The 25,466-nt window shown below is 67.3% G+C and carries 24 protein-coding genes and 1 tRNA gene; 14 read left to right on the top strand and 11 right to left on the bottom strand.

Annotated elements, in window-relative coordinates; genetic code table 11:
* Positions 1-80: 80 nt before the first annotated feature.
* Together argF and M9945_RS09490 are read right to left on the bottom strand one after the other, a co-directional pair.
* Positions 81-1,004 carry an ornithine carbamoyltransferase gene (gene argF, locus M9945_RS09495; RefSeq protein ID WP_367944306.1) on the bottom strand — a complete coding sequence of 308 codons (924 nt, stop codon included), beginning with the start codon at positions 1,002-1,004 and terminating at the stop codon, positions 81-83.
* Complete coding sequence (locus M9945_RS09490) at positions 1,004-2,200, bottom strand: aspartate aminotransferase family protein (protein WP_367944305.1); 1,197 nt, start codon at positions 2,198-2,200, stop codon at positions 1,004-1,006. The genes argF and M9945_RS09490 overlap by 1 nt, the downstream gene beginning before the upstream one ends.
* A 371-nt stretch (positions 2,201-2,571) precedes the next feature.
* Between M9945_RS09490 and M9945_RS09485 the strand changes: the two genes are divergently transcribed.
* Complete coding sequence (locus tag M9945_RS09485) at positions 2,572-3,081, top strand: GcrA family cell cycle regulator (protein ID WP_367929967.1); 510 nt, start codon at positions 2,572-2,574, stop codon at positions 3,079-3,081.
* Positions 3,082-3,165: 84 nt separating this feature from the next.
* On the top strand, positions 3,166-4,122 hold the full coding sequence (locus M9945_RS09480; protein WP_367942948.1) for an IS481 family transposase: 957 nt from the start codon (positions 3,166-3,168) through the stop codon (positions 4,120-4,122).
* A 386-nt stretch (positions 4,123-4,508) separates the two neighbouring features.
* On the opposite strand, the gene M9945_RS09475 is transcribed toward M9945_RS09480, so the two are convergent.
* Both M9945_RS09475 and M9945_RS09470 read right to left on the bottom strand, forming a co-directional pair.
* Positions 4,509-6,461: a biotin carboxylase N-terminal domain-containing protein gene (locus M9945_RS09475; RefSeq protein WP_367944304.1), complete on the bottom strand. Its 1,953-nt coding sequence runs from the start codon at positions 6,459-6,461 to the stop codon at positions 4,509-4,511.
* Between the two features lie 32 nt (positions 6,462-6,493).
* Positions 6,494-7,315, bottom strand: a complete 822-nt coding sequence (locus tag M9945_RS09470; protein WP_367944303.1) for an alpha/beta fold hydrolase — start codon at positions 7,313-7,315, stop codon at positions 6,494-6,496.
* Between the two features lie 95 nt (positions 7,316-7,410).
* On the opposite strand from M9945_RS09470, the gene M9945_RS09465 reads away from it, so the two are divergent.
* On the top strand, positions 7,411-8,010 hold the full coding sequence (locus M9945_RS09465) for a DUF922 domain-containing Zn-dependent protease (RefSeq protein ID WP_367944302.1): 600 nt from the start codon (positions 7,411-7,413) through the stop codon (positions 8,008-8,010).
* A 127-nt stretch (positions 8,011-8,137) separates the two neighbouring features.
* On the opposite strand, the gene M9945_RS09460 is transcribed toward M9945_RS09465, so the two are convergent.
* The 4 genes from M9945_RS09460 to M9945_RS09445 all read right to left on the bottom strand — a co-directional run bounded on the left by M9945_RS09460 (position 8,138) and on the right by M9945_RS09445 (position 11,744).
* Positions 8,138-8,214, bottom strand: a tRNA-Arg gene (locus M9945_RS09460).
* 72 nt (positions 8,215-8,286) lie between these two features.
* On the bottom strand, positions 8,287-9,894 hold the full coding sequence (locus M9945_RS09455) for a carboxyl transferase domain-containing protein (protein WP_367944301.1): 1,608 nt from the start codon (positions 9,892-9,894) through the stop codon (positions 8,287-8,289).
* A 64-nt stretch (positions 9,895-9,958) separates the two neighbouring features.
* Positions 9,959-11,122, bottom strand: a complete 1,164-nt coding sequence (locus M9945_RS09450; protein ID WP_367944300.1) for an isovaleryl-CoA dehydrogenase — start codon at positions 11,120-11,122, stop codon at positions 9,959-9,961.
* On the bottom strand, positions 11,088-11,744 hold the full coding sequence (locus tag M9945_RS09445; protein ID WP_367944299.1) for a TetR/AcrR family transcriptional regulator: 657 nt from the start codon (positions 11,742-11,744) through the stop codon (positions 11,088-11,090). Before M9945_RS09445 ends, M9945_RS09450 begins: the two co-directional genes overlap by 35 nt.
* A gap of 415 nt (positions 11,745-12,159) precedes the next feature.
* On the opposite strand from M9945_RS09445, the gene M9945_RS09440 reads away from it, so the two are divergent.
* From M9945_RS09440 to M9945_RS09415, 6 genes are all read left to right on the top strand, one after another.
* The gene (locus tag M9945_RS09440; protein WP_367944298.1) at positions 12,160-12,858 is read left to right on the top strand and encodes a TorF family putative porin; all 699 of its coding nucleotides are present in this window, start codon (positions 12,160-12,162) and stop codon (positions 12,856-12,858) included.
* Positions 12,859-12,979: 121 nt separating this feature from the next.
* Positions 12,980-14,173, top strand: a complete 1,194-nt coding sequence (locus M9945_RS09435; RefSeq protein ID WP_367944297.1) for a serine hydrolase domain-containing protein — start codon at positions 12,980-12,982, stop codon at positions 14,171-14,173.
* A gap of 106 nt (positions 14,174-14,279) precedes the next feature.
* Positions 14,280-15,398 (top strand): pyridoxal phosphate-dependent aminotransferase, encoded by a 1,119-nt coding sequence (locus M9945_RS09430; RefSeq protein WP_367944296.1) that lies wholly within the window; start codon positions 14,280-14,282, stop codon positions 15,396-15,398.
* Between the two features lie 131 nt (positions 15,399-15,529).
* Positions 15,530-16,591, top strand: a complete 1,062-nt coding sequence (locus M9945_RS09425; RefSeq protein ID WP_367944295.1) for an ATP-binding protein — start codon at positions 15,530-15,532, stop codon at positions 16,589-16,591.
* 110 nt (positions 16,592-16,701) lie between these two features.
* Positions 16,702-17,427, top strand: coding sequence for a phosphate signaling complex protein PhoU (phoU, locus tag M9945_RS09420; protein WP_367944294.1), 726 nt, complete (start codon positions 16,702-16,704; stop codon positions 17,425-17,427).
* Positions 17,428-17,515: 88 nt separating this feature from the next.
* Positions 17,516-18,136, top strand: coding sequence for a YitT family protein (locus M9945_RS09415; protein ID WP_367944293.1), 621 nt, complete (start codon positions 17,516-17,518; stop codon positions 18,134-18,136).
* Positions 18,137-18,268: 132 nt separating this feature from the next.
* Here M9945_RS09415 and M9945_RS09410 read toward each other — a convergent pair whose 3' ends face one another.
* Positions 18,269-18,526, bottom strand: coding sequence for a sel1 repeat family protein (locus tag M9945_RS09410; protein WP_367944292.1), 258 nt, complete (start codon positions 18,524-18,526; stop codon positions 18,269-18,271).
* Between the two features lie 449 nt (positions 18,527-18,975).
* On the opposite strand from M9945_RS09410, the gene M9945_RS09405 reads away from it, so the two are divergent.
* Positions 18,976-19,317, top strand: a complete 342-nt coding sequence (locus M9945_RS09405; RefSeq protein WP_367929953.1) for a DUF2147 domain-containing protein — start codon at positions 18,976-18,978, stop codon at positions 19,315-19,317.
* 114 nt (positions 19,318-19,431) lie between these two features.
* Here the strand turns inward: M9945_RS09405 and M9945_RS09400 are convergent, their stop codons facing one another.
* The gene (locus M9945_RS09400; RefSeq protein ID WP_367944291.1) at positions 19,432-20,151 is read right to left on the bottom strand and encodes a glutathione S-transferase family protein; all 720 of its coding nucleotides are present in this window, start codon (positions 20,149-20,151) and stop codon (positions 19,432-19,434) included.
* A gap of 167 nt (positions 20,152-20,318) precedes the next feature.
* Between M9945_RS09400 and M9945_RS09395 the strand changes: the two genes are divergently transcribed.
* From M9945_RS09395 to M9945_RS09380, 4 genes are all read left to right on the top strand, one after another.
* Positions 20,319-20,483, top strand: coding sequence for a hypothetical protein (locus M9945_RS09395; protein ID WP_367944290.1), 165 nt, complete (start codon positions 20,319-20,321; stop codon positions 20,481-20,483).
* A 12-nt stretch (positions 20,484-20,495) separates the two neighbouring features.
* The gene (locus tag M9945_RS09390) at positions 20,496-20,690 is read left to right on the top strand and encodes a hypothetical protein (RefSeq protein WP_367929951.1); all 195 of its coding nucleotides are present in this window, start codon (positions 20,496-20,498) and stop codon (positions 20,688-20,690) included.
* A 73-nt stretch (positions 20,691-20,763) separates the two neighbouring features.
* Positions 20,764-22,266, top strand: coding sequence for an AMP nucleosidase (locus M9945_RS09385; protein ID WP_367944289.1), 1,503 nt, complete (start codon positions 20,764-20,766; stop codon positions 22,264-22,266).
* A gap of 10 nt (positions 22,267-22,276) precedes the next feature.
* Positions 22,277-23,284: an endonuclease/exonuclease/phosphatase family protein gene (locus M9945_RS09380; RefSeq protein WP_367944288.1), complete on the top strand. Its 1,008-nt coding sequence runs from the start codon at positions 22,277-22,279 to the stop codon at positions 23,282-23,284.
* Positions 23,285-23,436: 152 nt separating this feature from the next.
* Here M9945_RS09380 and M9945_RS09375 read toward each other — a convergent pair whose 3' ends face one another.
* The gene (locus M9945_RS09375; protein WP_367944287.1) at positions 23,437-25,116 is read right to left on the bottom strand and encodes an electron transfer flavoprotein-ubiquinone oxidoreductase; all 1,680 of its coding nucleotides are present in this window, start codon (positions 25,114-25,116) and stop codon (positions 23,437-23,439) included.
* Positions 25,117-25,466 lie beyond the last annotated feature (350 nt).

Raw genomic sequence — 25,466 nt, 5'->3', positions numbered from 1 at the left:
GTCGCGGGGCGATGGCCCGGCCGTCATGCGCCATGGAATTAGAGGCTGAGCCACGCAGATAGGAGACCGCCCCGCCGCATTCAAGCGCCGAGGCACCAGGCGATGACCGCCTTCTGCGCGTGCAGCCGGTTCTCGGCCTCGTCGAACACCACCGAATGCGGGCCGTCGATCACCGCGTCGGTGACCTCCTCGCCGCGATGGGCCGGCAGGCAGTGCATGAACAGCGCGTCGGGCTGCGCATGCGCCATCAGCCGCTCGTTGACCTGATAGGGCATGAAGACGTTGTTGCCCCGCGCGCGGTGCTCCTGGCCCATCGAGACCCAGGTGTCGGTGACGACGCAGTCGGCGTCCCTGACCGCCTCCTCGGGCGAGCGCATCACCTTGACGCGGCCGCCATTGGCAAGCGCCCAGTCGAGCATGGGCTGCGACGGCTCGCTGCCTTCCGGCACCGCGATGTTCAGCCGGAAATCGAGCCGGGCGGAGGCCTCCATCAGCGAATGAAGCACGTTGTTGCCGTCGCCGGTCCAGGCGAAGAGCCTGTCCTTGACCGGGCCGCGATGCTCCTCGTAGGTCATCACGTCGGCCATGATCTGGCAGGGATGGGTGTCGTCCGTCAGGCCGTTGATGACGGGAACGGTGGCGTGCTCGGCCAGCTCGATGAGCCGTGCATGCTCGGTCGTGCGGATCATGATCGCGTCGACGTAGCGCGACAGGACCTTCGCGGTGTCGGCGATGGTCTCGGAGCGGCCGAGCTGCATTTCCGCGCCGGTGAGCATCACCGTCTCGCCGCCGAGCTGGCGCATGCCGACGTCGAAGGAGACGCGCGTGCGCGTCGACGGCTTCTCGAAGATCATCGCCAGCACCTTGCCGGCCAGCGGTTTCTCGCCCGCCGCCGCGCCCGACTTCAGGCGATGCTTGCGCGCCCGCGCGTCGTCGAGGATGGTGCGGATGTCGGCGGCGGAGACGGCTGACAGATCGAGGAAATGCCTGAACGTCGCGCTCATCACGCGACCTTTTCCGTTGCCCGCGCGGCAAGGCCGGCAGCGGCGGCGCGGATGCGCTCGCCCGCCTCGCGGATCTCCTCGTCGCTGACGGTGAGCGGCGGCAGCAGGCGCAGGACGTTGTCGCCCGCCGTCACGGCCAGCATCTTCGCGTCGATCACGGCGGCGAGGACCGCGGTGTTGGCCATGCGGCACTTGAGGCCCATCAGCAGGCCGTTGCCGCGCACGTCCTCGAACACCTGCGGAAACTCGTCGACGAGCGAGGCCAGCATCTGGCGCGCGTTGAGCGCGCGCGCCTGCACGGAGTCGAGGAAGCCCTCCTCCAGCACGACGTCGAGCACGGCGTTGCCGACCGCCATGGCGAGCGGGTTGCCGCCGAAGGTGGTGCCGTGGACGCCGGGGGTCATGCCGGCCGCCGCCTTCTCGGTGGCGAGGCAGGCGCCGACCGGGAAGCCGCCGCCGATGCCCTTGGCGATGGCCATGATGTCCGGCTCGATCGACGACCACTGATAGGCGAACAGCTTGCCGGTGCGGCCGATGCCCGTCTGCACCTCGTCGAGGATGAGCAGGAGGTCGTGCTTGTCGGCCAGCGCGCGCAGCTTGTCGAGGAACGGCGCGGGGAAGGCGCGGATGCCGCCCTCGCCCTGAACCGGCTCAAGCAGGATCGCGGCGGTCTCGGGCCCGATGGCCTTCTCGACCGCCTCGATGTCGCCGAAAGGCACCTGGTCGAAGCCGTCCGCCTTGGGGCCGAAGCCGTCGAGATATTTCTGCTGGCCGCCGGCGGCGATGGTGGCGAGCGTCCGGCCGTGGAACGCGCCCTCGAAGGTGATGGTGCGGAAGCGCTCGGGCCGGCCGTTGATGTAGTGATAGCGGCGCGCGGTCTTGATGGCGCATTCGAGCGCCTCGGCCCCGGAATTGGTGAAGAAGACGCGATCGGCGAAACTCGCCTCGACCAGCCGCTCGCCCAGCCGGCTCTGGCCCGGAATCTGGTAGAGGTTGGAGACGTGCCAGAGCTTCCCCGCCTGTTCCGTAAGCGCCGCGACGAGATGCGGGTGGCAATGGCCGAGCGAATTGACGGCGATGCCGGCGGCGAAATCGAGATAGCGCTCGCCGCTCTCGGTTATCAGCCAGCTGCCTTCGCCGCGCTCGAACGCCAGGGGCGCGCGGGCAAAGGTCTCGTAAAGCGCCGAACCGCTCATTATATGCCTCTCCAGAACGGACAATCAAAAAAGCCGCCCAAAGGGCGGCGGAAGGCCAATCTATATCGGCTTTCAAGGCAGTCGAGTCAAATGAAACGTCACCCGCGCAAGCTTGCGCCGCCGGGTTTTCCGGCTCCGCCGTCCGCGCCTGCGGCATTCGGGCACCCAAGTTGGGGAAAACCGAAAAATCCGATTCCCCACGCCCGGCCGACTCTTGTCACGGAGTCAGCGGATACTGTACCTTGAGGTCAAGAAATATCTAGATTTCGTGCGGCGAAACCAATCACCCCTGTATATGTGGTGCCGTGCCGGTGCTTTCCGGCCGGGGAAGGATTCGGATTCGGCGCATGCGATAGCAGGAGCATGTGCTCATGAACTGGACCGACGAACGCGTTGAACTGCTCAAGAAGCTGTGGGCCGAAGGGCTGAGCGCCAGCCAGATCGCCAACCAGCTCGGCGGCGTCAGCCGCAACGCGGTGATCGGCAAGGTGCACCGCCTGAAGCTGTCGGGGCGCGGGCGCGCCTCGGCCGCCCAGCCGCGCGCCAAGAAGGCCCCGGCCGCCAGCCCGGCCAAGAGCGGAGGCAGCCGGCCGATGCGCACGGTGACGGCCAGCGTCGGCGCGACCGCGCTCGCCGTACAGTTCGACGCCGAGCCGGTGGCACGGCAGGTGCTGCGCCCGGCCGCGGACGTGGTGGTGCCGATGTCGCGCAATCTGAGCCTGATCCAGCTGACCGAGCGGACCTGCAAATGGCCGAACGGCGACCCGCTGTCGGAAGATTTCAGCTTCTGCGGCAACGAAGCCGGCGAGAGCGGCCCCTATTGCGGCTACCACTCCCGCGTCGCCTACCAGCCCGCCTCGGAGCGCCGCCGGACGCGCTAGATGTGAGCTTTCGGGAGGTTGTCCATTCGGACCGGACCGGGGAGACTGGAGTTACCAAGCTTCAGCATCCACCGGAGGGTCCGAATGAACATCCACAAGAATGCCCGCCTGACGCCGTTGCGTCGAGAGGAGATGGCGCTGTCGGTGATTGAGGGGCGTCTTTCCCAAGCCCATGCGGCACGGACCTATGGCGTGTCGGCGAAGATCGTGGCGCGCTGGGTGGAGCGCTACAAGGCGGAAGGGCGGTCCGGCATGGGCGACCGATCCTCGCGGCCCGCCCATATGCCGCAGGCCACCGCGGCGTCGATCGCCGAGCGTATTGTGGTGCTGCGTCGGCTGCGCTGGACCGGCAAGCACATTGCCCATGAGGTTGGCGTCTCGCCGGCCACCGTCAGCCGGGTGCTCAGGCGCGCCGAGCTGTCGCGGCTCAAGGACATCGAGCCGGCCGCGCCGGTCAGGCGCTACGAACGTGCCCATCCCGGCGAGATGATCCATATCGACATCAAGAAACTCGGCCGGTTCGACCGCGTCGGCCATCGCATCACCGGCGATCGGCGCGGCCAGTCCAACAGTCGCGGCATCGGCTGGGAGTTCGTCCATGTCGCCATCGACGATGCCTCGCGCATCGCCTTCAGCCAGATCCTGCCCGACGAGAAGAAGCAAAGCGCCGTCGCCTTCCTCACGGCGGCAGTCGCCTACTACGCCAGCCTCGGAATCACCGTCACTCGCGTCATGACCGACAACGGCTCGTGCTATCGCTCGAAGGCTTTCGCGCGCGCTTGCCGCGAATTCGGCCTCAAGCACATCCGAACCAGGCCCTACACGCCGCGCACAAACGGCAAGGCCGAGCGCTTCATCCAGACCGCCTTGCGCGAGTGGGCCTATGCCGTGGCCTATCCGACATCACGCCACCGTGCCGCTGAACTGCCGATCTGGCTCCACCGCTACAATTGGCATCGCCCGCATGGCAGCCTAAAGTCCAAACCACCAATCAGTCGCCTCCATCTAACCGGCGACAACCTCTTGAGGCTCCACAGCTAGAGCAGCGGGCGTTCTGACGAACGCTGCTTCCGCTGCTCCAGCTTCTTTCCTTGGCCGCATTTATGCGACGTCAGACGATTCCGTCTGACTGCAAAATGCTCTAGCTCCACCACGTTTTACGCGCCGCGCAGGTGCGTGGTCTTCGAGCGTTTGCGCTGCCCCTCATCCGGCCCTTCGGGCCACCTTCTCCCCGTGAACGGGGAGAAGGAATGCCGGCCGCTGGTCCCCTCAGTTTTTCCTGCCACGCTTGCGATTGGCGAAGGCAAGGACGACAGCTCTCTTCTCCCCGTTCACGGGGAGAAGGTCCCGGCAGGGGGATGAGGGGCAGCGCAGGCGCTGCCGATGATGCACAACACGCCCCAAGGCAGCGGCGACGTCCCCTACCCTCACCCTTCCTCGCGAAAACGGACCAGAACGGCCCCGTCCGTCACCTGCGCGCCCTCGGGCACGATCTCCTCGATCACGCCGTCATGCGGGGCGGCGATGGTGTGCTCCATCTTCATCGCCTCGAGGACGAGCAGCGGCTGGCCCTTGACCACGCTGTCGCCGGCCGCCGCCCGCGCCAGCTTGACCAGCCCCGGCATCGGCGCGCGCAGCGCATCGCCGCCGGCGGCCGCGGCTTCCGCGTTGGCGAACGGGTCGTGGACCGCGAAAGTGTGGCTCGCCGCCCCGGAAAACACGGTGACGTGGCCGGGCCAGCGCGCGGTGGCGAAGCGGCCACCGGAGGCGGGCACCGCGACGCTCGCGCCATCCACCGCCACTTGGGCATTGCCGTTGGCGGCCACGGTCAGCCGCGCCCTGATCTCCTCGCCGTCATGGGCGAGCGACACCGTCTTCGCCAGCGGCTGGAAATGGGCGTAGCCGGCCAGCGCCGCCCATGGATCGGCTGCGTCAAGCCGAACGTCAAGCCCGGCAGCGGCGACGGCTGCCGCGGCGACGTGCTGCGCCGTCACCGGCGACGCCGCGGTCAGCTCGTCCTGCCGCCGGCCGATCATGCCGGTGTCGACATTGCCGGCCGCGAAGTCCGGGTCGGCGGCGAGCGCGGCGAGGAAGGCGGTGTTGACGACCGAACCGGCGATTTCGGTGCGCGAAAGCGCCTCGGACAGCGCGGCGAGCGCGCCGTCTCGCGTCGGCGCATGCGTCACCAGCTTGGCGATCATCGGGTCGTAGAAGGGCGAGATCGCATCGCCCTCGCGCACGCCGGTCTCGATGCGCAGCGACGCCTCGCCGGCCGTCGCATCAGGAAAGCGCAGGCGGTGCAGCGTGCCGATGGCCGGCAGGAACCCCTTCGCGGCATCCTCGGCGTAGAGCCGCGCCTCGAAGGCGTGGCCGGAGAGCGAAATCTCGTCCTGCATCCTCGGCAGCCTCTCGCCGGAGGCGACGCGCAGCTGCCACTCGACCAGATCGACGCCGGTGATCATCTCCGTCACCGGATGCTCGACCTGAAGGCGCGTGTTCATCTCCATGAACCAGAATCGGTCGGGGCGCAGGCCGTCGGAAGCGTCGACGATGAACTCGATGGTGCCGGCGCCGGAATAGTCGATGGCCCTGGCGGCCTTGACGGCGGCCTCGGTCATCGCCTCGCGCATCGCCGCCGTCATGCCGGGGGCCGGCGCTTCCTCGATCACCTTCTGGTGGCGGCGCTGGGCCGAGCAGTCGCGCTCGTAGAGGTGGACGACGTTGCCGTGATTGTCGCCGAAGACCTGCACCTCGATATGGCGCGGCTTCTCGACATATTTCTCGACCAGCACCCGGTCGTCGCCGAAGGCCGCCTTGGCCTCGCGCCGCGCGGCGGCCAGCGCCTCGGCGAAATCGTCGGGATGGTCGACCTTGCGCATGCCCTTGCCGCCGCCGCCGGCGCGGGCCTTGATCAGCACGGGATAGCCGATCTCACGCGCCTTGGTGGCGAGGATGACGATCTCCTGCCCCTCGCCGTGATAGCCGGGCACGACCGGAACGCCGGCCTTCTCCATCAGACGCTTGGCCGCGTCCTTCAGGCCCATCGCCCGGATCGCCCGGGCCGACGGACCGATGAAGACGAGGCCGGCCGCCTCCACCTCATCGACGAAGCCGGGGTTCTCGGACAGGAAGCCGTAGCCGGGATGGATAGCCTGCGCGCCCGTCCGTTTCGCGGCGTCGATGATGCGCTCGGCGACCAGATAGCTTTCCCCGACGGGCGAGGCGCCGATATGCACCGCCTCGTCGGCGATAGTGACATGCAGCGCCTGCGCGTCGGCGTCGGAATAGACCGCGACGGTGGCGACGCCCATCCTGCGTGCAGTGCGAATGACGCGGCACGCGATCTCGCCGCGGTTGGCGATCAGGATCTTGTCGAACATCGGCTCCTCCTCAGAGCTGGCCTTGCGTGGCGCTAGACGCCGGCTGCGAACATCGCCAGCAGCGCGTTGAACTTCCGCGGCTGCTGCAGGAAGGGCGCGTGCGCCGCGCCTTCCAGCCGCACCACGCCCTCCGGCCACAGCGACGACCATGAAAGGCCGTCGAAATAACCGGCCTGGATGAACACGTCGTCGACGCCGTTGACCACGGCGAGCGGCACGGTCGTCGTGGCGACGATCTCGCGCTCGTCCAGCGCCTGGCCTTGCGCGACCGAGCCGAACATGGTCTCGCGGGCGCGCCCGTCCGTGCGCCGGCACATGGCGAGGAGATGCGGATCGACCACGCCGTTCACGGCCGAGGTGTGGGTGGTATAGGCGAGGACGTCGTCCTCGGTGAAATCGCGCTTGCCGGTGAGGTTTTCCGCCGCCGGATCGATGTTGAAGCCGGCCAGCAGGGATTCCATCTCCGCCTTCACCGGCGGCGTGCCGCTGATCATGACGCCGCGCGCCGGAAAGCCGCGGCCGATCAGCTCGAGCGCGATGTGGCCGCCAAGCGACCAGCCGAACACGACCGGCCGCTCCAGCCCTAGTGCCGCCGCAGCCTCCTCGACCATCCCGGCATAGCCGCCGAAGGTGTAGCTGCGCGCCGGATCGGCCGCGTCATCCGACGCGCCATGTCCCGGCAGGTCGAGGGCGACGACGCGCCAGCCGGCGAGCTCCGGCGCGGCCAACTGGCCGGCAAAGACCTCCTTGCTGCTCGAATTGCCATGGATCAGCAGGATCGCCGGGCCGTCGGCCCGCGACTGCGCATAGGCGATCCTGCCGTGGCTGGTTTCGACGGCGCCGGTGTCGGTCATGATTTTGCTCCCCTTGTGGTAATGGTCGAGAATCGACGATGCGGCGCGCCGCCTGCATCGGCCATGGGATTGAACGAACGAAACGGGTTTGGACGATGGGATACGGCTTTAGCGCGCTGGCTGTCACGGCGGCCCTTATCTGGGCCACGGCTGCCGCCCATGCCGACTGGAAGCCGGCCGAGCGCGTCGAGACCTATCGCGTCTCCGGCCGCTCCGGCATCGAGCTCTACCGCTCGATCGGCGAGAACGGGCCGGTGGTCGGCGTCGGCCGCGCCGTCGCCTACACCGATTTCAAGCTGCTGTGGTCGCGCGACTATCGCCCGCAGGCGGACGGCTCGTGCAAGCTGGTCACGGCGCGGCCGAACCTCACCATCACCTACCGCTTGCCCAAGGCGCCCGACAACCTGCCGGAGGCGACACGGCGCGCGTGGCAGGCCTTCCTTGCCGGCATCACCGCGCATGAGAAGGTGCATGGCGACATCATCGTCGACATGGTGCGGCAGATCGAGGCCGTCTCGGTTGGCCTCAGCGCACCCGCCGACCCCGCTTGCCAGAAGGTGCGCGCGGCGCTGCAGGCCAAGCTCGGCCCGCTGTCGCAGGCGCAACGCCAGAAAAGCCGCGACTTCGACCGCGAGGAAATGCGCGACGGCGGCAACGTCCACCGCCTGATCCTGGCACTCGTCAACGGCGGCTGAACGGGAAGAACAGGATAGCGTGAAGAACTTTCGAGCCCGAAGGGCTCGCAAGGGCGACCGCCCGTCGCCGGCCGTCCGGCGCCCCGTCGGAGGCGTGAGCGAAGCGAACTGCCGCGAGACAAGAAAATGGCGCACCCGACAGGATTCGAACCTGTGACCTCTGCCTTCGGAGGGCAGCACTCTATCCAGCTGAGCTACGGGTGCTTCGAACATGTGCCTATCGCATTCGGCCCTATGCGGTCAACGGGGCGGTGAGCAGCCTGAGGTCCTTATCCGTCACATCCTGAAGACGCCGAACTTCGTGTCGGGGATCGGCGCGTTGAGCGCGGCCGACAGCGACAGCGCCAGCACCTCGCGCGTGCGGGCCGGGTCGATGATGCCGTCGTCCCACAGCCGCGCCGAGGAATAGAGCGGATGGCCCTCGCGCTCGTACTTCTCCAGCGTCGGGCGGCGGAACTCGGCCTCCTCCTCAGCGGTCCACGAACCGCCCTTGCGCTCGATGCCCTCGCGCTTGACCAGCGCCAGCACGGTCGCGGCCTGCTCGCCGCCCATCACCGAGATGCGCGCGTTCGGCCACATCCACAGGAAACGCGGCGAATAGGCCCGGCCGCACATGCCGTAATTGCCCGCGCCGAACGAGCCGCCGATGATGACGGTGAGCTTCGGCACCTGCGCGGTGGCGACGGCCGTGACGAGCTTTGCCCCGTCCTTGGCGATGCCGCCGGCCTCGTATTTGCGGCCGACCATGAAGCCGGTGATGTTCTGGAGGAAGATCAGAGGAATCTTGCGCTGGCAGCACAGCTCGATGAAATGCGCGCCCTTGACCGCGCTTTCCGAGAACAGCACGCCGTTGTTGCCGAGGATGCCGACCGGCATGCCGTGGAGATGCGCGAAACCGGTGACGAGCGTGGTGCCGTAGTTCTGCTTGAACTCGTCGAACTCGGAACCGTCGACCAGCCGGGCGATGACCTCGCGCACGTCGTAGGGCTGGCGCAGGTCGGTCGGCACGACGCCGTATATCTCGTCGGCCGGATAGAGCGGCGCGGCCGGCGGCCGCAGGGAAAGTTCCGGCTGCTTGCTGCGGTTGAGGTTCGCGACGATGCGGCGCACGATGGCGAGCGCGTGGACATCGTCGGTGGCGTAGTGGTCGGCGACGCCGGATTCGCGCGTGTGGAGGTCGGCGCCGCCCAGCTCCTCGGCGGTCACCTCCTCGCCGGTCGCGGCCTTCACCAGCGGCGGGCCGCCGAGGAAGATGGTGGCCTGCTTGCGCACCATGATCGTCTCGTCGGACATGGCCGGGACATAAGCCCCGCCCGCCGTGCACGAGCCCATGACACAGGCGATCTGCGGGATTCGGGCGGCCGACATGTTGGCCTGGTTGAAGAAGATGCGGCCGAAATGCTCGCGGTCGGGGAACACCTCGTCCTGGTTGGGCAGGTTCGCGCCGCCGGAATCGACGAGATAGATGCAGGGCAGGTTGTTCTGCGCCGCGATCTCCTGCGCGCGCAGGTGCTTCTTCACGGTCAGCGGGTAGTAGGTGCCGCCCTTCACCGTCGCGTCGTTGACGACGATGACGCATTCGGTGCCCTCGACCCTGCCGATGCCGGTGATGATGCCGGCCGAGGCGATGGTGTCGTCATACATGTCCCACGCCGCGAACTGGCCGATCTCGAGGAAGGGCGAGCCGGCGTCGAGAAGCTGGGCGAGCCTATCGCGGGGCAGCAGCTTGCCGCGGCCGACATGGCGCTCGCGCGCCTCGTCGGAGCCGCCGCGCTCGACGAGCTCGGCCTTGTCGGCGATGTCGGCGACCAGTGCCTTCATGCGCCCGGCATTGGCCTTGAAGGCGTCGGAGGCGGGCGAAATCTGCGAGCTCAGGACGGGCATCGTTTCCTCGGGTCTTTCGGCCAGTCTGGAACGGGCGGTGGAAGGGAAGCCGGGACGGCGGCGATCAGGCGCTTTCGTCCATCATCTCGCGGCCGATCAGCCAGCGGCGGATTTCAGAGGTGCCTGCGCCGATCTCGTAGAGCTTGGCGTCGCGCAGCAGGCGGCCCGTCGGATAGTCGTTGATGTAGCCGTTGCCGCCGAGAAGCTGGATGGCGTCGAGCGCGACCAGCGTCGCTTTCTCCGCCGCATAGAGGATGCAGCCGGCGGCGTCCTTGCGCGTCGTCTCCCTGCGGTCGCAGGCGGCCGCCACTGCATAGACATAGGCGCGGCAAGCGTTCAGCGTGGTGTACATGTCGGCGAGCTTGCCCTGGACGAGCTGGAACGCGCCGATGGGCTGGCCGAACTGCTTGCGCTCCTGCGCGTAGGGCACGGCGGCGTCGAGCGCCGCGGCCATCAGGCCGAGCGGCCCGCCCGACAGCACGACGCGCTCGTAGTCGAGGCCGGACATCAGCACCTCGACGCCGCGTCCCTCCTCGTGAAGCACGTTCCCGAACGGCACCTCGACATCCTCGAACACCAGCTCGCCGGTGTTGGAGCCGCGCATGCCCAGCTTGTCGAGCTTCTGCGCCACGGAAAAGCCGGCCATGCCGCGCTCGATCAGGAAGGCGGTGATGCCGCGCGATTTCCGCTCGGGGTCGGTCTTGGCATAGACGACCAGCGTGCCGGCGTCGGGGCCGTTGGTGATCCACATCTTCGAGCCGTTGAGGACGTACCGGTCGTTCTTCTTCTCGGCGCGCAGGCGCATCGAGACGACGTCGGAGCCGGCCCCCGGCTCGGACATGGCGAGCGCGCCGACGGTCGTGCCTGCGCACAGCGAGGGCAGGTATTTCGCCTTCTGCTCCGGCGTTCCCCAGCGGTTGATCTGGTTGACGCACAAATTGGAATGGGCGCCGTAGGACAGGCCGACCGAGCCGGAGGCGCGGGAAATCTCCTCCATGGCCACGACATGCGCGACATAGCCCATGCCGGTGCCGCCATGGTCGGGGTCGGCGGTCATGCCGAGCAGGCCGAGCGCGCCCATCTCCTCCCACAGATGGGCGGGAAACTCGTTGTCGCGGTCGATGTCGGCGGCGATGGGCGCTATGCGCTCGCCGGCGAAGCGGCGCACCGTGTCGCGCAGCGCGTCAATATCCTCACCAAGCCCGAAGTTCATCGCGCGATCGTACATGAACGTCCTCCCTTTTATCGTCCCCACCCGGGCGCGCGCCGACGAGGCGCATCGTCATGTCGTGATAGGTATCGGCGACCTCGTCGACGGAAAGCCGCTCGTCCGGCCGGAACCAGACGATCACGCCCGTCATCATCTGGATGATCGCCATGGCGGTCAATGCGACGTCGCCGACGGCGAAGTCGCCGCTTTCGGCGCCCGCGCGCAGGATGCGCCGCAGCTCCTTCTCGTACGCGCCGCGCAGGCGCAGGATCGCGCTCAGCCTTTCATGCGAAAGGGCGCGCAGCTCCATGTTGCTGACATGGGTGGAGTGCCGGCGGGCGATGTGAAAGCCGATATGGTTGCGCACGAAGGCGGCGAGCTCGCGCGCCGGGCCGGCGCCCACCGGGCGCGCGGCCTGCCAGCTCTCAGCCAGCGCCTCCATATGCGCGCGCATCAGCGAGAACAGCAGGTCCTCCTTGGTCGAGAAATAGCGGTAGAGCGCGGCGGCCTGGACGCCGACCTCGCCTGCCAGCCGGCGCATGGAAACGGCCTCGTAGCCATAGCGGGCGATAAGGTCGACCGCCGCCTCGCGGATCGCGGCCTGCGTCCTTTCCCCATCCGACCCTGCGGTGCGCGCCATGACATTCCTCCCGGCAGATTTAATAAAACGAACGTTCAATTAATTCAAGAAGGTTTTTTTCTTAGGCCCATTGAGGCGCGGGAGAGCAGGTTTTTTGCGACGAACACCTCCCCTTGTCGCCGCCCCTTCGCCTTCCGTTGAGGAAGCAGTGCCGAGCAGGGCTTATTGCCCATCCTTTCGGCAAGACATGCCGTCGACTTGGGCGTCTCTTTGCCGATGCCTATCTTTTGCGCTCTAATCTGGCACATTTCTGCAACGGTGGCGTCACAATGACTGTCGCCATCGAAGCCGGCAACCGAATTCGTTTGCCAGAATCGCGCCACTGAATCACTTTTCGAATCACGAAGGCGTGACGGTTGCGAAAACCGCCCGCCGTTCCGGGGAATACGAAACCTACTTTTCGTGCGAGGGGTCCATGAAGTTCATCCGTCACGCCGCTTTCCTGGCTGCGGCCACAATCCTGTCCTCATCCGCCATGGCGGCCGACGAGACATATACGCAGGAAGAAATCGCATCGCAGTTCGACATCGCCTTCGGCGCGGCCGTCACCAGCCGCTACATCTCGCGCGGCGTCGACCAGTCCAACGGCCCGGCCTTCCAGGCCTATATCGAGCCGTCCTATGGCATCTTCTATGCCGGGGCATGGGCCTCGACCGTTGATTTCGGCACCAATGACGATTGGGAGCTCGATCTCTACCTCGGCATACGGCCCGAGTTCGGCAATCTCGCCCTCGATCTCGGCTACGCCCGCTATCTCTACGACGGCGTCACCGATGATTCCGGCGAGTTCTACGCCAAGGGCACCTACACCTTCACCGAGCAGTTCTCGGCCGGCGGCGAGCTTTATTTCGATCCCGATGCCGACACCGTCTACGGCGTCGCCAACGCGGCGGTCGTCCTGCCCTACGACGTGACGCTCTCCGCCGCGGTCGGCAAGTGGCTCGACAGCAGCAGCCACGACTACCTCGACTGGAACATCGGCCTGTCCTACACCGTCGCCGAGACCTTCACCATCGACGGTCGCTATCACGACTCCGAAGACCCGGCCAATCACGGCCGCTTCGTCGTGACGCTGTCGGTCGACACATCCTGGTCGGCGCTGCGCGGCAAGTAGCCCGCCGCTGCCCATCGGCACCCGTTCGCGAAAGCCCGGCAGGAGACTGCCGGGCTTTCTTCCTTCTTGCATCCGGCGGCGCGAATCCGGATGGTGCCGGTCGTTGAAGGAGACGAGTCCGATGGCCGAACCGATCCCGCCGCGCGCGGCGATCACCCTTGCCGACTGGCGGGTGCATCCGAACAGCCGCTACAGCTTCCAGCATGTCAGCGAATTCGTGCCCGTGGCGATGGTGGCAACGCCGGCCGGGGCGGAGGCCCCCTCCCCGGGCCCGGGCCTGCTCGCGCGGATGACGCTGGGCGACCCCGACGGCAGCCCCGTTGACGCGCTCGACCACATGCGGCGCTCCCATACCGACCATGTCGTCGTCATGCGCGGCGGCGAGGTGATCGCCGAATGGCTCGCCGAGACCGTCGATCCCGGCCGGCCGCATCTCGTCTTCTCGATCTCCAAATCCATCACCGGCCTCCTCGCCGGCATCGCCGCCGGCGAGGGGCTGCTCGACCCCGACGCGCCGGTGACGGACTACGTGCCGTCGATGGCCGGCTCTACCTATGCAAGCGCACGGGTGCGCGACCTTCTCGACATGACGGTCGACCTCGATTTCGACGAGGAATATCTCGACGACGGCGGCGCGTTCGACCGCTACCGCCGCGCCATGCTGTGGAACCCCGAGCGGCCCGGAACGACGCCGGAGACGCTGGAAGCCTTCCTCGCCACGCTCGGCGACCATGGGGCGGGGGATGGGGCGGGACATGGGAAGCGCTTCTACTACGCCTCGCCCAACAGCGACCTGCTCGGCCTCGTGGTCGAGCGCGCGGCGGGCATGCGCTATCCGCTTTATCTCGCCGAGAGGCTGTGGAAGCCGATGGGCGCGCGCGGCGCGGCCTGGGTCACGGTCGACCGCGCCGGCACGGCGCGCGCGGCCGGCGGCGTTTGCCTGACGACGCGCGACCTCGCCCGGCTCGGCCAGCTCGTGCTCGACGACGGCCGCTCGGCAAGCGGCGCTGAGGTGGTGCCGGGCGCGTGGATCGCCGACATGCGCGCCAATGGCGACCGCCGCGCATGGGTGGAGGGCAATTTCGCCGACATGTTCGCTGAAGGCCGCTATCGCTCGTGCTGGTACGATGTCGGCGACGGGCGCGGCAGTATTGCCGCAGTCGGCATCCATGGCCAGTGGCTGTGGACGGACCCCGTAAGCCGCGTCGTCATCGCCAAGACCGCCTCGCGCCCCGACCCCAGCAACGACGACGCCACGGCGCTCGAGATCCGCATGCTCGGCCAGATCGCGCGCGCGTTCGGCGGCGCGCCGTAGCGACGGGCCTTCCGCAGGCGGCCGATTGGCTCTATTGCATCGTCCGTCGTTTGCGAAAACCCCGTTCCCGCTTGCCGGCCCCGTCCGAGAAAGGTTCCCGACCGCCATGACTTCCGCACGTCCCGCGCTGACCCCGCTCGCGGCCGAACTGCCGGCAACGGTTCCCTTCGTCGGCCCCGAGGCGCAGGAGCGGTCGCGCGGCCGGCCGTTCCGCGCCCGCATCGGCGCCAACGAAAGCGGCTTCGGCCCGTCGCCCAAGGCGGTGGCGGCGATGCAGGCGGCCGCGACCGACGTGTGGAAATATGGCGACCCGGAGAACCACGATCTCAAGGCCGCGCTCGCCGCGCATCTGGGCGTCGGCGCCGGCAACATCGCCGTCGGCGGCGGCATCGACGGGCTGCTCGGGCTGATCGTCCGGCTCTATGTCGAGAAGGGTCAGCCCGTCGTCACCTCGCTCGGCGGCTATCCGACCTTCAACTATCACGTCGCGGGCTATGGCGGCCGGCTCGTCACCGTCCCTTACGTCGATGACCGCGAGGATCTCGACGGGCTCGTCGCCGCGGCGCGGCGCGAGAACCCGCCGCTGCTCTATCTCGCCAATCCCGACAACCCGATGGGGACCTGGTGGGAGGCGGACGAGATTTCCCGGCTGATCGAGGCGCTGCCGGAAACGACGATGCTGGTGCTCGACGAGGCCTATGGCGAGACCGCGCCCGCGTCGGCCATTCCGCCGCTCGACGTCGCGCGGCCGAACGTCCTGCGCATGCGCACCTTCTCCAAGGCCTACGGCCTTGCAGGCATGCGCTGCGGCTACGCGGTCGGCGAGAGCGCGGCGATCCGCGCCTTCGACAAGGTGCGCGACCATTTCGGCATGTGCCGCATGACGCAGGCCGCCGCGCTGGCCGCGCTCGCCGACGGCGACCATCTCAGAAAGGTCCTCGACGAGGTGGCCGCAAGCCGGGCGCGGATCGCGGAAATCGTCGGCGAAAGTGGGCTTTCCGCGCTGCCATCGGCGACCAATTTCGTCGCCGTCGATTGCGGCGGCGACGGCGCGCTCGCGCTTCGCGTGCTTCAGGCGCTGATCGAGCGCGACATCTTCGTGCGCAAGCCGGCGGCCCCACGGCTCGACCGCTGCATCCGCATCAGCGCCGGCCCGGCCGCCGAGATGGACGCGCTCGCCGAGGCGTTCCCGCTCGCCCTCGCCGCCGCGAAAGCCGCAGCCTGACGAAACGGACGGCCGCGCGGGAGCGGCCGGTGACGCGCCGGTTAAAGTCGTTGACGGGCGGCGGCTGAGATATTTCTGTAACGCTGGCTAAGCATCAATGCCGGATGGTCCGGTCCGTCCCGAGGTGAAGCATGCCGCACGTGCAGTTCCAGTATGACGACGAGGCGCTCGACCGGCTGTCGGCGCGCGACCTCGCCGCGGCGGTGCCCGACCCGATCGTGATGGTCGATGCGAGGGGCGCGGTCCGCTACGTCAACGAGGCGGCGATCTCGTTCTTCGGGCCGATCCCGCAGGGCACGATCCTGACGCACAGGTTCCGCACGCCGGACATGCAGCGGCTGATGGACGCCGCCCTGCGGGAAGGACGCGCCGGGGCCATCGACTATGGCGAGCGCGTGCCGATGGAGCGGGCGTTCCGCATCTTCGCCACGCCGCTCGGCGCGGGCAGCGGCCTTTACATGATCCACTTCAAGGACCAGAGCGAGACGCGCCGCATCGACCGCATGCGCGCCGACTTCATCGCCAATGCCAGCCACGAGCTGCGCACGCCGCTCGCCTCGATCTCGGGCTTCATCGAGACGCTGCGTGGGCCGGCGCGCAACGACGAGAAGGCGCGCGAGAGCTTCCTTGCGATCATGCAGACGCAGACCTCGCGCATGGCGCGGCTGATCGACGACCTGCTCACGCTGTCGCGCATCGAGATGAAGCCGCATCTGCCCTCGCGCGAGAAGCTCGACCTCGTCGACACCATCGCCAGCGTCGTCGACTCGCTCGGCTATCTCGCCGCCGAATACGGCGTCGAGGTCGTGTTCGCCCGCCCGCCCGGACCGATGCTCGTCTCGGGCAGCCGCGACGAGTTGATCCAGGTCTTCGTCAACCTTCTCGAGAACGCCTGCAAATACGGGCAGGCGGGCGGACGCGTCGACATCACGATCGAGCGCGTCGAGGAAGGCCCCAACCCGGAAATCGCCACCACCTTCCGCGACTACGGGCCGGGCATCGCCGAGGAGCACATTCCGCGCATCACCGAGCGCTTCTACCGCATCGACGCCGAGAAGAGCCGGGTGAAGAACGGCACCGGCCTCGGCCTCGCCATCGTCAAGCACATCCTGACCCGCCACGAGGGCCGGCTGACCGTGCGCTCGCGCCCCGGCGAAGGCGCGGCCTTCACCGTCTACCTGCCGGAGCCGTGATGCCCGTTCCATGGGGCATTCCCAAGGGCATTCCTGAGGGGCGTTCTTGTTCCTGTCATGCGGGCGGCCTATGATTCCAGCGTCAAAACCGCTTCGGGCCAATGCGAATCATGAACACCCGCCACATCGTTACCGCCTATGACGAGGAACTGGCCGTTCTCGGCAACCGCATCGCCGCCATGGGCGGCCATGCCGAGCGCATGGTCGACGAGGCGGTGGCGGCGCTGATCAACGACGACACGGCACTGGCGCGCAAGGTCATCGCCGACGACGTGGTGCTCGATGAGGGCGAGCGCTGGATCGACGACTACGCGATCGTGCTCATCGCCCGCCGTCAGCCGATGGCCGACGACCTGCGCGAGATCATCGGCGCGGTCCGCATCTCGGCCGATCTCGAACGGGTCGGCGATCTCGGCAAGAACATCGCCAAGCGCGTGGTGGCCATCGCCGAGGCGGGCCAGCCGGTGCAGCTGTTCCGCGGCATCGAGGCGCTGGCGACGCTGGCGCTGACGCAACTGAAGCAGGTGCTCGACATCTACGCCTCGCGCTCCATCGATTCCATCGCCTTCATGCGCGACCGCGACGGCGAGATCGACGCCATGTACACCTCGCTGTTCCGCGAGCTCCTGACCTACATGATGGAAGACCCGCGCAACATCTCGCCCTGCACGCACCTGCTGTTCTGCGCCAAGAACATCGAGCGTATCGGCGACCACGCCACCAACATCGCCGAGACGGTCTACCACATGGTCACGGGCGAGCAGCTGCCGCTCGAACGGCCGAAGGAAGACAAGAGCCACCGGGTGACGATGCCCGCCATCGGCGAAACCGCCTGACTGCCGGATAGCCGGCCTCCCATACGGCTTGCACGGCGCGGGAAAAGCGCGCACATGCTGCATCGCGGCAACAGCGAGGCAGCCCGTCGTGACGCAGGCGCAATTTCCGCCCTCCTCTCCCCACCGGCCCTACGAGGACGCGCTGGCGCTGCTCGTCGGCACGGCGCTCGTTGCCCTCGGCCTCACGATCTATGCGCAGGCGACGCTGCTGACCGGCAGCACGGCCGGGCTGGCGCTTCTCGTCCAGTATGCCAGCGGCCTGCCCTTCGCGCCGGTGTTCTTCGTCCTCAACCTGCCGTTCTACGTGCTGGCGCTGATGCAAATGGGCTGGAAGTTCACGCTGCGGACCTTCTGTGCCGTGCTGCTGGTGTCGCTGCTCGCCAGCCAGACGGGACACTGGATCGGCTTCTCGCGGCTCGACCCGCTCTATGCGGCACTGATCGGCGGCACGATCATCGGCGTCGGCCTCTTGATCCTGTTCCGCCATCGCGCCAGCCTCGGCGGGGTCAACATCCTCGTCCTCTTCCTTCAGGAGCGGTTCGGCCTGCGCGCCGGCTATGTCCAGCTCGGCATCGACGCGGCGATCCTGCTCGGCGGCCTGTTCGTGGTGCCGGCAGAGAAGGTGGCGCTGTCGCTCCTCGGCGCGCTCGCCATCAACCTCGTCCTCGCGCTCAACCACCGGCCCGGGCGCTATGTCGGCGTAAGCTGAATATGGAAAGGCCGCGCCGGCTGTTTCCTCCGGTCGCGGCCTTTTCGCCCCTGTGAAGTCGCGGCGGTTGTTCCGCCTTGTCGCCTTCCCTGTGTAATTCCGTCGTCGTAATCCGTCGTCCGGCAGCCCGGCTCAGTGAACCGTCATCCACTCGCGCGCCTCGCGCAGGGCCTTGGCGATCTCCGGCTTGCTCATCGTCGCCGAGAGCTCGGCCCTGAGTTCCGCGGCCCGTGCAGAGCCCTTGATCGCGGCAATGTTGAACCACTTGTGCGCGGCGATCAGGTCGACGTCGCAGTCGCGGCCGGTTGCGTACATCATGCCCAGCTCGAACAGGATTTCCGCCTGGGCGTTGGCGCCGATGCCGGCGTCGTGCATTTCGAAACGAGCCATTTTCACATCCCCTGTTTCAGTCCCGAGAGCCGTTGTTTCGGCCTGTCCGGTCGTTGCCGTCTATGGGTCTAAGAATGGCGGGGAGCCTTGAATCCGTCGTTAAATGGCGTGCTTAATTTGAAGAAAACAAAATTAAAACAAGAGGTAAATCCCGAAATTCATTAACGATGCAAGCGCGCGGATTCCAAGGGATTCGAAGAAAATGCAGATAAAATCCGCACTGACCGCGGCAAGACTCCGCTAACCACGCAAAAGACTGGCATCGGCACGAAACAAGCCGGGAATGACCCGTCGGGGATCGATACGCCATCAGCGGGCAGCCATCGCCCCGGCTGTGCAGGCCCTGCATGAGGGGGCTTTCGCGCCGCCGCATTCCGGATTACGCTTACGTTTTCGTAAACGCAGCTTCGGCCCCTGCGAAGCGTCAACCGGGCCGACTGGAGGAGACTATGCTTCGTTCGATCATGCTGGCCACCGCAGCGATGGCGATGATGGCCGGATCGGCCTACGCCGACAATATCGTCGGCAACTGGAAAACCGACAGCGGCGAGACCGCGCAGATCGCCGCCGCCGGCAGCGGTTTCTCGATCACGCTGCGCACCGGCAAGCACAAGGGCAAGCGCATCGGCCAGATGAGCAGCGCCGGCAACGGCAAGTACAAGGGCACGATCACCGACCCCGCCGACGACAAGACCTATTCGGGCAACGCCACGCTCAAGGGCAACAGCCTCGCCATGCAAGGCTGCGTCGCGGTGGTCTTCTGCAAGACGCAGAACTGGAAGCGGCAGTAGGAAAAGAGCGAATAGGGAGTAGCGAATAGCGAATAGCAGATAGCCAACGGGACAGTGCCGGCGTTTCGGTCGGCCCCCTATTCGCTATTCGCTACTCCCTATTCGCTTTCCTCTTCACCTCGCCTTCTGGCCGAACAGCACCTTTTGCGCTTCCTTGTCGTCGGCGAGGTTCTTCCGGTGCTCGTTGCCGACGGCGCAGCCGCGTTCCACCGCGGGGCGCGCGAGGACCGTCTCGAACCAGCGCTTCAGGTTGGGGAAGTCGTCGAGGTCCTGGCCCTGGTTCCTGTAGGGCTTGACCCAGCCGATGCAGGCTATGTCGGCGATGGAATAGTCGCCGGCGAGATAGTCGCGCTCGGCGAGGCGCCGGTTCATCACCCCGTAGAGCCGGTTGACCTCGTTGGTGTAGCGCTCGATGGCGTAGGGAACCTTCTCTGGCGCATATTGCCGGAAATGATGCGCCTGCCCGGCCATCGGCCCCAGCCCGCCCATCTGCCAGAACAGCCACTGGTCGACCTCGACGCGGGACCGCTCGTCCGCCGGATAGAAACGGCCGAACTTGCGGCCGAGATATTGCAGGATCGCGCCCGACTCGAAGACCGAGATGGGTGAGCGGCCCCATTTTCCGTCGGAGGAGGGCCCTTCGGGATCGATGATCGCCGGCATGCGGTTGTTGGGCGCGATCTTCAGGAAGGACGGCTCGAATTGCTCGCCCGCGCCGATATTGACGTATTTCACCTCATACGGGACGGCGAGTTCCTCCAGCATGATGCTGATCTTCCAGCCGTTCGGGGTCGGCCAGTAGTAGAGCTCGATGGGGGCGGTCTGGGCGGTCATGCGGTGTCTCCATTGCTCCGGCGAGCAAAGCACAGCCGCACGGCAAGCGCCAATGAAACCGGCTTAAGCTCCTGTTAAGGTCATTGAACCGCACATGAACGGTCCTCTCAGCCATGGTTCAGCCACGCTCGGGCATCCTTTCGCCATAAACGAAGGAGACCGACCCGATGCTCGCCCGCCGCTTCACCATCGTGTGCCTGCTCATCAGCATCTTCGGCATGGGACTGTCGGTCCTCGTCGCCGAGAAGAGCCGCACCGGCCGCGACCATGGCGTCGTCTACCAGTTCTGCGACACGACCTTCGCCGGCTGCGCGACCGGCCTGCGGCGCTGAGGAGGCCATATCATGACACGCCGCACCCACACCCGCTCCGACATCGCCGCCGCCCTGCCCCGCTTCGCCTTCCTGATGGCGGCGCTGTTCGCCCCGCTCATGGCGATGCAGTCGGTCCAGGCCGGCGCCGACAGCCTCATCGAGGACAACCGCAAGCTCGCCAGCGGCGCAGGGATCGTGCTCGTCGTCGGCCTGCAGCGCGGGTAAGCGCTTCGTCAGGGGCGCGGTCGGGACGCCGGCCGCCCCTCGAAACATCGGCGGCAACCCATTATGATGGGCCATGGAAAAGCGAATCCGCCACGACGCCATCGAGACGATCTCGACGCCCGAGCCGTTTCCCCGCCAGAGCTTCACCAACGCCGGCGAGGCGGTGGCGGCGCTGAAGGGCCTTTACGCGCGCAACACCGGGTTCCTGCGCGATGCGTTCGCCGCGCTGGCCGACGGGGTGGACCGGCAGGAACGCTACCGCGCCTTCTATCCCGAGATCGGCATCGCCACCGCCTCGTTCAGCCGCATCGATTCCCGCCTCGCCTACGGCCACCTGCCGGAGCCCGGCCGCTACGCCACCACCATCACCCGGCCGGACCTGTTCGAGAGCTACCTTCAGGACCAGTTGCGGCTCCTCATCCGCAACCACGGCGTGCCGGTGACGGTGGGTGAATCGGAAACGCCGATCCCGCTGCACTTCGCCTTCCTCGAGGGCACCTATGTCGACGCCGCGATGGCGGACAGCATCACGCGGCCGCTGCGCGACCTGTTCGACGTGCCGGACTTGAACGGCACCGACGACCAGATCGCCAACGGCACCTACGAGCCGGTGCCGGGCGAGGCCATGCCGCTCGGCCCCTTCACCGCCCAGCGCATCGACTATTCGCTTCATCGGCTGTCGCACTACACCGCGACCAGCCCGCACCATTTCCAGAATTACGTGCTGTTCACCAACTACCAGTTCTACATCGACGAGTTCTGCGCCCATGCGCGCGGCCTGATGGCCGGGGGCGGCGGCGGATACGACGCCTTCGTCGAGCCCGGCAACCTCGTCACCCGCGCCGGCGACAACGAGCCCTCGGATGGCGCGGTGCCGCCGCGCATGCCGCAGATGCCGGCCTATCACCTGACGAAGGCCGGCCATGCCGGCATCACCATGGTCAATATCGGCGTCGGCCCCTCCAACGCCAAGACCATCACCGACCACATCGCGGTGCTCCGGCCCCATGCCTGGCTGATGCTTGGCCATTGCGCCGGCCTGCGCAACACGCAGGCGCTGGGCGACTACGTGCTGGCGCACGCCTATGTGCGCGAGGACCACGTTCTCGACGACGACCTGCCGGTGTGGGTGCCGATCCCGGCGCTGGCCGAGATCCAGGTGGCCTTGCAGGAGGCGGTGGCCGAGGTGACCGGGCTCGACGGCTACGACCTGAAGCGCATCATGCGCACCGGCACCGTCGCCACCATCGACAACCGCAACTGGGAGCTGCGCGACCAGCGCGGGCCGGTGCAGCGGCTGTCGCAGAGCCGCGCCATCGCGCTCGACATGGAATCGGCGACCATCGCCGCCAACGGCTTCCGCTTCCGTGTGCCCTACGGCACGCTGCTATGCGTCTCCGACAAGCCGCTGCACGGCGAGCTCAAGCTGCCGGGCATGGCCAGCGACTTCTACAAGCGGCAGGTGGCGCAGCACCTCACCATCGGCATAAGGGCGCTGGAGAAGTTGGCCGCGATGCCGACCGAGCGGCTGCATTCGCGCAAGCTGCGCAGCTTCTCCGAAACCGCGTTCCAGTAGGGCAGAGGGCGTGAACCCGGATCCGCAGCATCCCCGGCGCGGCGCGCTGGCTCTCCGGCTCCTCGCGCTCGCCGCCGTTGCCGGCCTCGGGGCGGCGCTGACCTTCGGCTATCTCGGCCGGCTGCATTTCGCCTTCGATTCGTTCTCGCATCTGCGGCTGCATTTCGCCGCGCTGCTCCTCCTGCTCGTGCCGGCGCTCGCTGCCCTGCGCTTTCGCGCCGAGGCGCTGTTCGCGCTGGCGCTCGGCCTCGCCGCGCCGATCCAGACGGTTCTCTTTCCTCCCGGCGTCGAGATTGCCGAGGCCGAGGCCGGCCGCGCCACCTACCGGCTGATGCACCTCAATTTGCGCTACGACAACGCCACGCCCGAGGCGTTCCTTTCGCTGGTCGGCCGCACGCGGCCGGACGCGATCACCCTGACCGAGGTATCGGAGCCGTGGGCGGCAAGGCTTGCGCTGATCGAGGCGGCCTATCCCTACCGGATCGTCTGCGAGCGCCCGACCTTCATCGGCGGGGCGGCGATCCTGTCGCGGCGGCCGTTCGTCGAGGGCTCGCCCCCCTCCTGCGGCAATCGCGGCGCGTTCGCCCATGCCAGCGTCGATTTCGGCGGGCGGGGGATCGAGATCGTCGCGCTGCACATGGGCTGGCCGTGGCCGTTCGAGCAGCCGTGGCAGATCCCGCGGCTGGAGCCGCTGCTGGGCGAGGTCGGCGAGAGCGCCATCATCGCCGGCGACCTCAACGCGGTGCCGTGGAGCCACGCAGCACGCCGCCTCGCCGCGGCCGCCGATGCGCGCATCCTGCGCGGCGCCGGTCCGACATGGCTCGACCGGCGGCTGCCGGCGGCGCTGATCGGCTGGATCGGCCTGCCGATCGACAACATCATGGTGAAGGGCGGGATCGTGGCGGGCGAGCCCACGACGCTCGAGGACGTCGGCTCGGACCACCTGCCGATGATGCTGGAATTTTCGCTGGCGCCGGCGCGGGAGCCGGTGGAGACGGTGGTGGCGAATAGTGAGTAGTGAGTAGTGAGTAGTGAGTAGTGAGTAGTGAGTAGAAAGGGATCGCGGCCTTTCGCGAAGGCAAGCTCTATTCGCTACTCCCTATTCGCTATTCGCTTTTTCACTACTCACTATTCCCTACTCACTACTCACTACTCACTACTCTCTACTCACTACATATTCGGATAGACCGGCCCCTCGCCGCCCTGCGGCGGCACCCAGTTGATGTTCTGGTTCGGGTCCTTGATGTCGCAGGTCTTGCAGTGGACGCAGTTCTGCGCGTTGATGACGAAGCGCACGTCGATGCCCATCCGGTCGGCGGCGGCGTTGCCGTCGGCGTCGACCCATTCGTAGACGCCGGCCGGGCAGTAGCGCGAGGACGGGCCGGCGAAGACGTCGTGCTCGGACCGCTTCTGCAGCTCCATGTCCTTGACCTGAAGGTGGATCGGCTGATCCTCCTCGTGGTTGGTGTTGGACAGGAACACCGAGGACAGCCGGTCGAAGGTGAGGACGCCGTCGGGCTTGGGATAGTCGATCTTCTTGTGCTTCGCAGCCGGCTCCAGCGCGGCGGCGTCGGTCTTGCCGTGCTTCATGGTGCCGAAGGGCGAGAAGCCGAACAGGGTGTTCGCCCACATGTCGAACGCGCCGAGGCCGACGCCGAGCCACAGGCCGAACTTCGTCCACAGCGGCTTGACGTTGCGGACCTTCTTCAGGTCCTTGCCGATGTCGCTGTCGCGCCAGCCCGCCTCGTAGCCGGCGATCTCGTCATGGGCGCGGCCAGTGGCAATCGCCTCGGCGACATGCTCGGCCGCCTGCATGCCCGACAGCACCGCGTTGTGCGAGCCCTTGATGCGCGGCACGTTGACGAGGCCGGCCGAGCAGCCGATCAGCGCCCCGCCCGGGAAGGTGAGCTTCGGAACGGACTGGAACCCGCCCTCGGTGATGGCGCGCGCGCCGTAGGAGATGCGCTTGGCCCCCTCGAACGTGCCGGCGATGGCCGGATGGGTCTTGAAGCGCTGGAACTCCTCGAAGGGCGCCAGATACGGGTTCTTGTAGTTCAGGTGGACGACGAAGCCGACCGCGACCTGGTTGTCCTCCAGATGATAGAGGAACGAGCCGCCGCCGGTCGCCGAGCCCAGTGGCCAGCCGAACGAGTGCTGGACGAGGCCGGGCTTGTGGTTTTCCGGCTTGACCTGCCACAGCTCCTTGAGGCCGATGCCGAATTTCTGGGGCTCGCGGCCGTCCGAGAGCTTGAACTTCGCGATCAGCTGCTTGGCGAGCGAGCCACGCACGCCCTCGCCGATCAGCACGTATTTGCCGAGCAGCTCCATGCCGGGCGCGTAGTTCGGCCCGCGCGAACCGTCGCGCTCGATGCCCATGTCGCCGGTGGCGACGCCGATCGCCGCGCCCTCGTCGTTGTAGAGGACCTCCACGGCGGCGAAGCCGGGATAGATCTCGACGCCGAGCGCCTCGGCATGGCCGGCGAGCCAGCGGCAGACATTGCCGAGCGAGACGATGTAGTTGCCGTGATTGTTCATCAGCGGCGGCATCAGGAAATTCGGCAGGCGGATCGAGCCGGCCGGGCCGAGGATCAGGAAATGGTCGGCCTCGACCGGCGTCTTGAACGGATGGTCCGCCTCGTCGCGCCAGCCGGGCAGCAGCCGGTCGATGCCGACGGGATCGACCACCGCGCCGGACAGGATGTGCGCGCCGACTTCCGCGCCCTTCTCGAGGACGACGACGGACAGCTCCGGGTTCAACTGCTTCAGCCGGATCGCCGCTGCAAGGCCGGCCGGCCCCGCTCCCACGATCACAACGTCGAACTCCATGCTTTCGCGTTCAGTGTCGCTCATCGAAAAGATCCTCCGCGTCAGCCCGTCGGCACTCAAGCTCCCTGCGCTCATAGCGCATCGCTTGGCGGTACGAAACCGCCTAAGCGCCCGAAGGCGCATTGCATTTGTCGCACCCGGGGGAAATATAGGATTAAATTACGTTGACGTAAACGTCAAAATCTACGAATGGAGCCGATCCTTCTCGCGTTGCCCGCCCCTGCCCTCGCCTCTCCGGGCTCGCGGAGAGGCGGTTTCATTGGCGGATGCCCCTCGCTCCGATGGGCAGGCCGGTCCTCATGCGAAGCGGAAAACCTTTTCCGTTCCCGCCGCGCGGCCTTGCTCCCGCCTCCGCCGCGCGCGACAATGCGGGG

It is taken from the genome of Aquamicrobium sp. (assembly GCF_023954335.1).
Classification (GTDB): domain Bacteria; phylum Pseudomonadota; class Alphaproteobacteria; order Rhizobiales; family Rhizobiaceae; genus Aerobium.
Note: the sequence above shows the minus strand (reverse complement) of the source record. Positions and strands in the feature narration are given on the sequence as shown.